This is a genomic window from Jeotgalibaca sp. A127 (assembly GCF_052266745.1).
Taxonomy (GTDB): Bacteria; Bacillota; Bacilli; order Lactobacillales; family Aerococcaceae; genus Jeotgalibaca.
Genome location: NZ_JBQPRC010000008.1, coordinates 85,892 through 96,316, shown reverse-complemented (window position 1 = coordinate 96,316; position 10,425 = coordinate 85,892). Strand labels below are relative to the sequence as shown.

General features: G+C 43.6%; 8 protein-coding genes. 1 reads left to right on the top strand and 7 read right to left on the bottom strand.

Annotation, left to right across the window (positions count from 1 at the left end):
* Nucleotides 1–1,055: 1,055 nt before the first annotated feature.
* A complete protein-coding gene (locus ACTVAI_RS09050) occupies nt 1,056–1,988 on the bottom strand; it encodes a hypothetical protein (RefSeq protein WP_443486477.1) in 933 nt (310 codons plus the stop codon).
* A gap of 41 nt (nt 1,989–2,029) precedes the next feature.
* Between ACTVAI_RS09050 and ACTVAI_RS09045 the strand changes: the two genes are divergently transcribed.
* Nucleotides 2,030–2,677 (top strand): dienelactone hydrolase family protein, encoded by a 648-nt coding sequence (locus tag ACTVAI_RS09045; RefSeq protein ID WP_443473383.1) that lies wholly within the window; start codon nt 2,030–2,032, stop codon nt 2,675–2,677.
* A gap of 166 nt (nt 2,678–2,843) precedes the next feature.
* Here the strand turns inward: ACTVAI_RS09045 and pgmB are convergent, their stop codons facing one another.
* The 6 genes from pgmB to ACTVAI_RS09015 all read right to left on the bottom strand — a co-directional run bounded on the left by pgmB (nt 2,844) and on the right by ACTVAI_RS09015 (nt 10,352).
* Nucleotides 2,844–3,512, bottom strand: coding sequence for a beta-phosphoglucomutase (gene pgmB / locus ACTVAI_RS09040; RefSeq protein ID WP_443486476.1), 669 nt, complete (start codon nt 3,510–3,512; stop codon nt 2,844–2,846).
* A gap of 56 nt (nt 3,513–3,568) precedes the next feature.
* Nucleotides 3,569–5,845: a glycoside hydrolase family 65 protein gene (locus tag ACTVAI_RS09035; protein ID WP_443486475.1), complete on the bottom strand. Its 2,277-nt coding sequence runs from the start codon at nt 5,843–5,845 to the stop codon at nt 3,569–3,571.
* Nucleotides 5,846–5,879: 34 nt separating this feature from the next.
* Nucleotides 5,880–6,671, bottom strand: coding sequence for a hypothetical protein (locus tag ACTVAI_RS09030; RefSeq protein ID WP_443486474.1), 792 nt, complete (start codon nt 6,669–6,671; stop codon nt 5,880–5,882).
* A gap of 81 nt (nt 6,672–6,752) precedes the next feature.
* Nucleotides 6,753–7,616: a sugar ABC transporter permease gene (locus tag ACTVAI_RS09025; RefSeq protein WP_443473379.1), complete on the bottom strand. Its 864-nt coding sequence runs from the start codon at nt 7,614–7,616 to the stop codon at nt 6,753–6,755.
* A gap of 3 nt (nt 7,617–7,619) precedes the next feature.
* The gene (locus tag ACTVAI_RS09020) at nt 7,620–8,894 is read right to left on the bottom strand and encodes an ABC transporter permease subunit (protein WP_443486479.1); all 1,275 of its coding nucleotides are present in this window, start codon (nt 8,892–8,894) and stop codon (nt 7,620–7,622) included.
* Between the two features lie 147 nt (nt 8,895–9,041).
* Nucleotides 9,042–10,352: an extracellular solute-binding protein gene (locus ACTVAI_RS09015; RefSeq protein WP_443486473.1), complete on the bottom strand. Its 1,311-nt coding sequence runs from the start codon at nt 10,350–10,352 to the stop codon at nt 9,042–9,044.
* Nucleotides 10,353–10,425 lie beyond the last annotated feature (73 nt).

Below are 10,425 nucleotides of genomic sequence, written 5' to 3'. Positions count from 1 at the left end.
TGCGTGTCGGCTTAATGTGCATCCGTCAGGATGCCCTGCACGTTTGGTTCGTTCATTCTTTGTTCAGTTTTCAAAGGCCAATCCGTTATCACGTGTTACGTGATGTTTCGTTCGTGACAACTTCTTAATATTATCACCTGCATAACTCTTTGTCAACACTTTTTTGAAATAATTTTTTCAAGAAGTTTCTGACGCGTTGCAGCGACTTTATTAAGATAACATCTGCGGAAATGAATGTCAACCGATTTTTAATCTTTTTGTAAAGAAGATGTAAAGGTTGTGTTCGCAATGTAAAAACTACTTTAACATATGCGTTTTTTCATGTCAATGAAAAAATCCCACAAAAATAGGAAGAGCTGCAAATGCAACTCTTCCCCTTCATCGCTGTAACACATGTCCCTCGATTAAGTACCAACACTACATCCGTTGGTAGACTTTCGTTTACTAGGTTTTCATGTTTCACTCAGGGGACCGATATATGAATCTTTCCTTCCTTATCGGCTATCCCATTTATGAGGAACACGGCCACAAGATGAAGATGAATATATTGAAGATTCTATCCTTCATCAGAACGGGGCATCTCGCCTCTCTCAATCTGATCAGAATCTTCGTCATAGATCAATCTCTGCGATTGTTCTATGATTAAATGAATCGCAAGGTCCCAAAATCTAGCTCCAGGTTTACTGTTGTTACTAGCCTTTCAGTTAAATTGTTAGTTGCCCAATTTAGTTGTCCATCCTAGTTTCTTACTGATCTTCAAAGACTTACGGGTCTTTCTAAAATCTGTTGCCACTAAATCGATGGAACTAAATTATTAAATGGGAACCTTAGCGATCCTCTGTAAAGAAAGATTTGCATACACTTCATCTTCTTTACTTCATTTCTATTGAAATGTAATTTGTATCCTTCTCTACACTCATATACTAACATGAAAACGGTTTCTTGTAAAGGGGAAACGCTCTAAAATATTATTTTTTTTACTCATATTTTTTTCTTAACCATCCTAATTGACAACCCTACAGGAAGTCCTTAAACTCGAGATAGAACAGCCCTTTCTAAATACCGAAGTAATCCATTACCCGAAGCGCCCGTAAAGTATTCCAGCGACTCTCTCTTCCTGGCTCCTCCATTTCAAAGTGAAAAGCCGAACCGGGATAATGTGCTGGCAACAGCCACTTCCCAGCGTCATTTTGCTTCTTCTCGACAATCTCTATCGCTTCCAGCATTCGTTCATCATAAGGCACTCCAGCATGAACAAAATAATCCAGTGCCCGTAAGACATCATACCGCCACCTTGAAGGATAAGGGAAACGTAAATACTTTGAGTCGATAACCTTCCCGGTATGATCTGACCGGAATAACCGATGACGCAACAAAAACTCCCGAGCCTCCCTCTCTATCTGCATGAGTTCATCCAACCGATAACCATACCCTTGCAGGCGATACTCACAAAGACCTTCCAGTGTACTTAATGTCGAATGCATGGAACTATGTTTCGCGCCACTTACATTCAGATTACAATTAAAGCCACCATCCGGCAATTGCTGACTGATGATAAAATCAACTACCGACATAATCTCTTCTTCAGAAATACCAAAATAACAGGCATAATTCAAAAACATCCCATTCACACACAAATCACTTTCTCTTACCGCCACATGACAGCTTATCCCACCATCATACCCTTTGCGCGTATCCACTATTAACGCCAGTGCTTTAGAAATCTCCGGTGTGGGCAAACAACCTAAATTCCGCAAATCCAATAAAGTGTAATGAGTGGATGTCCACTTCGGTTGATAAAAACCACGGCCCCAATGACCGTCAGCATGCTGTCTTTGTAAAAATTCAAACCCCCAACCTTCCAGCGCGATTCGCCTTTGCAATGGTACTAACACTTCATCCCCCGCAGCCAGTAAATCACGTTGCACTTGGTACTGTATTGACACATCTCCTTCGAGCAACCATTCAATGATTTTTGTCCGTTCCATAACACACCTCCTGGAAAAAATACGAAATGAGGAATCAAAAAATGAACAATCTGGTGCATATTCCCGATGGCACTGCCACCATTATTGGGTCGCTGGAGAGTCCCGCCAATCCGCGCGGTATTATCCTTTTTGCACATGGCAGTGGCAGCAGTCGCTTCAGCCCCCGTAATAATTTTGTGGCTCGCGAGCTTCAGCAACACGGATTCATAACCTTGTTAATGGATTTGCTCACTCCGGAAGAAGACAGTGATTATGCAACCCGCTTCGATATTGCGTTATTGGCCCACCGTTTGGAGGTCGCAACTATGTGGCTAAAAAAACATCCACAATTTGAATCATTACCACTCGGGTATTTCGGTGCCAGCACCGGTGCGGCAGCAGCCATACAGAGTGCAGCAAATCTTGGCGATCAAATCCAGGCGGTAGTTTCCCGTGGCGGCCGGCCCGATTTAGCGCCCGCTTATCTTAATACAATTATAGCACCGACCCTGCTGATAGTGGGCGGTGACGATGATGTGGTCATCGGCCTTAACCAACAAGCCTTTGACCAAATGACGAACATAAAAAAACTAACCATCATCCCTCACGCTACCCACCTTTTCGAGGAACCAGGGACACTGGAGCAAGTAGCCGAACTCGCCACTGAATGGTTTAGCAAATATCTAGACGACAAAAGCGCTGGGAAATAACTCCCAGCCCTTATCTATTTACGAATACTTCAACGCAAACGTGCTCAAAAAGGCAGCCCCGACGCCACTTCACGAATAATGCTCAGATGGTCTGCGACCATCCTGTGCTTATTCGTTCCAGTGGTTCGGGGCTAAACGCCTTTTTGAGCACTCTCTTTATTTAAGGCTATCCTCTTGCGGCATGCGCTTTAATAATCGCATCCAGGTCCAGTTCAATGGTCTCTTCCACAAACAAATCTGCCTGCTTCATGGATTCAGGCGAGCCAACGCCAACCGAGAACATGCCGGCACTGTTGATGGATGCAATCCCCGCTTCCGCGTCCTCTACTCCGACACACTCAGAAGGATCAAGTCCCAACAACTCCGCACCCTTCAGGAATATTTCCGGATCAGGTTTTCCGTTAGTAAGTGAAGCCGGATCAACCACCACTTCAAAATAATCCGTTAAGCCCAAGTTTTTCAAAATGGCCGGACCATTCTTGCTGGCGGAAGCCAATCCCAGTTTTAAACCGGCCTCACGACAATCATCCAGGAACTTCTTGACACCCGGTAAGATGTCCGCTGGTGTTATTTCCTTGATCAATTCCACGTAATCATCATTCTTTTCCTTAGCCAACGATTCTTTTTCTTCTATAGAATACACATCTTTCTTGCCACCATGTTCCAAAATGCGGTCCAGCGAATCCATTCGACTAATTCCTTTTAAATTTTCATTGAAAGCCCGATCAAAGGAAATGTCAATTTTTTCACCTAAATCCTGCCACGCCCGAAAATGAAATTCCGCCGTATCCGTCAACACACCATCCAAATCAAAAATGACACCTTTCAATACCATTCTGCATCCTCCTTTGAAAAAGGGCTGGGAACTTCCCAGCCCTCCCTAACCTTATTCTATTGCAATTCTTTTGTTACCGAATCCGAAACCATTACTACTTCATCGAACACTTTCACTTCCATCGGTTCGCCTTCTTCGAGCGTCAAACGCACACCCTCTTTATCAACGTGGACATCCACCAAACGACCGCGGAAGTTGATCTTGAAATCATAAGCTTCCCATTTTTTCGGTAAGAACGGTTTGAAAGTCAACATCTCTTCCGTCACATACATCCCCGCGAATCCTTCAACGATGGACAACCAGGCCCCACTCATGGAAGTGATATGCAAACCATCTTCCGTATCATTGTTATAGTTGTCCAAATCCAGACGCGCTGTGCGCGAGTACAACTCAACCGCTTTTTCTTCACGTCCCAATTCGGCTGCTATAATCGCATGGATACTTGGTGACAATGAGGATTCGTGAACCGTCATCGGCTCATAGAAGTCAAAGTTCTTTTCTTTTTCTTCCATCGTGAAACAATCACGCAAGTAATAAATACTTTGCAAAACATCCGCTTGTTTAATGAACGGTGAACGCAGGATTTTATCCCAAGACCATTTTTGGTTCAATGGCAGGTCTTTTTCCGGATCCAAATCACTGACCGGCATTAAATCCTTATCCAGGAAGGTATCGTGTTGAACATAAATACCCAACTCTTCATCATATGGGTAATACATGTTAGCAATGATGTCTTGCCATTTCGCTTTTTCATCTTCAGTAACTGCCAACTCTGAAACTTTGTCTGCTTCCGCTTGTTTCAAAGCTTCCAATGTATACTCCAATGACCATGCTGCCATCCGGTTCGTATGGAAGTTATTGTTGACGTTATTTTCGTATTCGTTCGGTCCTGTTACACCGTGCAGCATATATTTACCGGCACGTTTGGAGTAGTGAACCCGGTCTGCCCAGAAACGGGAAATCCCAACCAGCACTTCCAAACCTTCGTTCACACGGTACGACTCGTCACCTGTGTATTTCGTATAGTTATAAATGGCATGCGCAATGGCCGCATTACGGTGAATTTCCATAAAGGTGATTTCCCACTCGTTATGGCACTCAATACCCGTAAAAGTAACCATTGGATACAACGCACCTTGCAAGCCTTGTTTGCCGGCATTGACATAGGCATTATCCAACTGGTTATGACGGTATTTCAACAAGTTACGGGTTACTTCCGGATCAGCAACTGCCAGATACATCGGCACGATAAAGGCTTCCGTATCCCAGTAGGTCGCGCCACCGTATTTTTCGCCCGTAAATCCTTTTGGTCCCACATTCAAGCGATCATCATCGCCATAATAGGTGGAGAACAAACCATATAAGTTAAAACGCAGGCCTTGTTGGGCTTCATCGTCGCCGACGATTTTAACATCCGCTTTTTGCCAACGGACATCCCAAGCACCAACGTGTTCTTTTAATAATTCCTCAAAACCTTTGGCTTTAGCAGCTCTCGCCAACTCAGCCGCTTTTTCTTCTTGCTGTTCGGGTTCGACATCTCGACTCGTTACCATCGCCACATATTTATTCAAGACAACGGTCTCACCTTCAGCCACTTGACCCGTATAGGTCTCAAAAGCTTGCAAATCGGAGACTTCCGAATCCGTCAAACGCAACCCACTTACTTCGTTCAGCATCAATCCCGTTACCGTAAACCGCTCGATGCCAAAATCATTTGCAATCGTGCGGGCCGTTACGCTGGCAGGTGCCACGTTTTCAGCCACCTGTTCCCAGAACACATCATCGTAGTTGGCATCTTCATTATGAACGCGATTGTCCAAACCAGGCTTCATCGAAATCTCAGGATTCCCTTTCAAGATTTCCGCCTTTACTTGGATAACAGCAATTTCTTTATCCACAATGCTCAGGAAACGAGTGAAATGAAAACCAATCTCCGTTTCACCGTCATCACTTGTCCACACAAAGCGACGCGTCAGTACACCCGTCTTCATATCGGATTCCAAATAAAAATCTCGGAACGTATCTTTATCCAAGTCCACTTGGTGACCATCAACCATAATACCCACCTGGATAAAGTTCATGGCATTGATGACTTTTCCGAAATAATCTGGATAACCATTTTTCCACCAACCGACGCGTGTTTTGTCTGGATACCAAACTCCCGCCAAATAAGTTCCTTCATGCGTGTCGCCTGAATAACCTTCCTCAAAGTTACCGCGCATCCCCATATAACCATTACCGATTGACGTCAAACTCTCTTGAAGCCTTTTATCATCTGCATGAAAAGTCGAAGTTTTTACTTTCCACGGATCAATATCAAATAATCTTTTCATCGATTCGCTACACTCCTCTAAACTAACACGATTTCTATTTGTCTTCTTGTGATTGAATGTATTGTTCGGAAAAACGCGTCTTGAAATAAAGCAAGACAATCATCAAAACCAAGCCCATCGATTGCACACTCATCATCGTGGTTATTTCCGGTAAGAACAATCCCACCACCAACGATGCCAAAACCGGTAATCCAACCGCATTTAAAATCACATTTACACTCTCTTTAAACGTATCCAATTCCATAATTGAATTCTTCCCGGCCAAATACATGAAGAACGCCGCACCCACTATCAACAACACATTCATCAACAAAAGCATCCCTGCTATCATGAACGAATAGGTCGCGACAATAAACACCCGATTCATGTAATACCACTGACGACTCATTTGGGAGCGCACCGATTCGACCGAATCGCCCCACTCCAAATCTTTGGTATAAGTCGCCCGCGTGATCGGAGAATCCCCCTCTTTCAAAACCATTTCCGTTTCACCGAAGTAAAGCACGTTGTCATATTCCAATGCGGCGGATTCTTCCCCACCGCCTACAACCACACCGTTTTCTTTTTCCTGGAAAAAGGCCTCCTCGCTATTCAAGGCAGTGACGACCGCTTCATCCACCATATCGAAAACAATCGGATACGTCGGTTCCAAACTGAAACTGTCATCGTCCGCATAATTCAAAACGATGGGAATCATCATCAAGCCATTCAAAAATAAAATCACGAAGATGATTTTCGGCCAGCTCAGGAATTTTCGGCCGCGGAACATCGAGACGGGTGTTAAGGTACTACGGAAATAATCAATCGGAAAAGTTGCATTTTGCATGTGTGTCCACCTACATTTCTATATTTTCTTTATTCTAGTTGAAGGTCGCCAAACACACAATCGCAACGCCAGAATCTTTTTCTAACCTTTTGTTCCACCTGCTGTTAGACCAGAAACAAAGTTCTTTTGCAAGAAGAAGAACAAAGTTGCTATCGGAACGGCGATCAGGATAGCCCCGGCCGCAAACAATGCGACCCGTTGATCGCGGGGGTTGTTGATAAATGTTTGCAGACCATTCGCTACGGTGTAGTTTGCTGGCGAACGCAATAAGAAACGTGCAAGCAAATATTCACCAAATGGCGACATGAATGCCCATAATGCTTGAACAGCAATCATTGGACGCACTAATGGCAAAATAATTTGCCAGAAAGTACGCAAGTGACCCGCACCATCCAAACGTGCTGATTCATCCAGTTCCATCGGTACCGTATCAAAGTACCCTTTCATCAACCACGTATTCATCGGAATACCGCCACCGATATAAACGAAAATCAAGAACCAGTGTTTGTCCAAACCACCAAGTAACAACGCCATAACATAGAAAGCGGTCAAGGCTGCTGTTGTCGGTACCATTTGCACGATCAAGAAGAATTTCAGTGATTGTTTACGGCCGATAAAACGATAACGGCTGTAAGCAAATCCTGCCAAGGTAATCGTTGCAACCTGGATAACCATGGTTGTCAGAGCCACTTTCAAAGTATTCATGTACCACTGCGGATATAACGTTTCCTCGAACAAACGGCGGAAATTATCCAGGGTCCAAGGTCCGGTTAGATTCAAGTCAAACGCCAGCAAGTTACCAGCACGAAAAGCCGATGTCGCCGTAATCAAAAGCGGATAAATAATGATAATACTCAGAAACACCAAGTAAGTATAGGTCAAAATTTTATTTGTACGGCGTGCACTTTTTTGTGTCCGGACTTTTTTCGGTTTTTTATTTTCCATGTCCTAATCCTCCATTTCGAATGCACGTGTTCGGCTGAAGATTAACATTGAAATAGTGATAACGACTGCCGAAATAATCAATGTCACGGCCGAAGCGATGTTGTATTGAGGTGATTGTCCTGTCGTCAATTTGTAGATCCAGGAAATCAAGATATCCGTTGCACCAGCCCCTGATCCCACACTACCCGGTCCCCCTTCATTGAAGAGGTAAATCATGGAGAAGTTGTTGAAGTTACCGGTATATTGCGTTACGAAAATCGGTGCCGCTACAGCAAAGATTTGTGGCAAGGTGATAAAACGGAATTTCTGGATAGTGGTCGCACCATCAATAACAGCTGCTTCATACCAGTCTGCTGGGATGGATTGTAAAATACCAGAAACCAATACATAAATATATGGGAAACCTAGCCAGCCCTGGATAGCGATAATCGCGATTTTGGTCCAGAACGGATCTGTTTTCCACGCGATCGACGGAATATCAACGAATGGTAAGTTATTGATGAAGGGAATAACTTGGGAGTTAATCGCCCCTACTGAGTCATTGAACATATTCGAAAATGACATGATGGTAATGAACGCGGGAACTGCCCAAGGTAAAAGCATGATTACCCCAAAGAAACGTTTACCTTTAATAAAAGGCTGATTCAAAACCATCGCCGTAAAAATACCGATGACCAATTGGAGTGTCGTTGCCGAAACCGTCCAGATGACTGTCCATGAGAATACCGCCCCGAAGGTATCACGGTAAGTACTCAAGGAAACAATATTCTTGAAGGTATCAAATCCAACCCAATCCACTAAAGTACCAGGTGGGATATGGTAGAAATCATAGTTTGTGAATGAGATGAAAATCGTTACCAATACTGGGAATAAAATGGCGAAAAGCATGACGATGTAAGCTGGAATGGTTAATAGATAGGCGAAGCCATTGTTGTAAGCATTCCATAACATCGCTTTGGGTGAGTAATTGACATTTCTGGGATCCAGCGCCTTAATTTTTGCAACGCGGTGCGCATCATAGATATTGATGATCCAGATTAAAGCAAAGATAATCATGACCAGAATTTGCAAGGCTCCTTCGATCATCAAGAATAAGGAGTGATCCTCACGTGGTGTTGAACCCAGCGTAATCAATCCCGATAAGGCATCAACGCCGTAGACTGCCATTTCGACAATAACAAATCCCAGGAAGGCAAAGAACAGGATTGCTTTTGCAGTTTGTTTATTGAATAATTGCCCAAGACCAGGAACGATGGACAAAAGGGTTGCCTTTTTGATCCGTTGTTGATCCTCGGCGGAAAATTCTACTTTTTTACGTCCGTTTCCGTTTGATTCTTCCACGGTAATTCCCCCTCTTCAAAAATCAACGGCAGAGACAGGGCACGTCTCTGCCGATGGAATATCAGGCTTTTAATCGCCTAATTATTAATATTTTTGCTCGATATTTTGTTGAATCAATTCTGTTGCATCATTAGCAGATTCTTCAGCTGTTTTGTTGCCTGAAACGGCATCGAACATCATTGTTTCTGCGCCCGTCCAAACTTCAGCCATTTCTGGAATGTTTGGCATTGGAATTGCAGAGTTGTATTGTTCGATAACGGCAACAGCCAACTCATCTTCACCAGCATCAGCAATTACTTTACGTGCATCTTGGTTAGCTGGAATTTCAGCCGTATATTCTTCGAATAGTAATGTTTGGTTTTCTTCATTTGTTACAAAGTTCAAGAATTCTTGTGCCAGATCCCCAACTTCTGTATAAGAAGAAATCACCCATGCTTTACCACCCGCAAATGGTGCGTATGGTTCGCCGTTTGGCAATGTTGGAACCGGTGCTACACCATAATCAACACCTGAGTCACGGTAGTTAGCTGCTCCCCATGGTCCGTTGATGATTGCTGCCGCTTTTCCACCGATGAATTGATCATCAATGAAGTTTCCGGAAGTTGTCTTATCCAACATACCTTGTGGCCAATACTCTTGGAACCATTTAGTGCCGTATTCAATGGCTTCGATTGCCCCTTCAGAGTTCAAACCGATATCTGTTGTGTCCGTTCCGTCTTCACCGAATACATATCCGCCATAACCAGCCAATAGACCGTATGAGTTATAGAAGTCAATCCAGTTAGATAGGAAAGCTGTTGATTTGCCCTCTTCAGAAGAAAATGCGAAACGCTCATCTTTCGTTAATTCTTCCAACTCTTCAAACGTTGTCGGTGCTGCATCCAACAATTCTTTGTTGTAATACATAACCAATGCTTCAATTACAAATGGATTTCCGTAGATTGTATCATTGGCAGTAACTTGTAATTTATCTGTGTCATCATAACGGCCGTCATCTGGAAGTGTTACGTCTAACAAGTGCCCTTGTTGACCTAAACCACCCACGCGGTCATATGGTGCGATCATTACGTCTGGACCAAGCATTGCTGGACCATCCAATGGGAGTGCTTCAAGGTTTTCGAACATATCGCGTTCTGTCAATTCGACAGTCACACCATATTCTTCCTCGAATGCAGGAATAATTGCTTCAACGAATGGTGTATAATCGTCACCCACTGAAATGTTCAACGTTTGTCCAGAAAAATCACCACCAGCAGTTTCGTCAGTTGTTTCTTGTGTTCCTGGATCTGTTGATTCTACTGTCTCTGCATCTTCTCCCCCGCCACAAGCCGCTAACAAGAATGCGGATGAAGCTGCCAAAAGACCAATTCTACCTTTTTTCCAATTTGTTAACATATTTACATCCTCCTATGATGTCTATACATATTTTGTTTACATATTCATTATCTTATTGAAAGCCCTTTTTTGC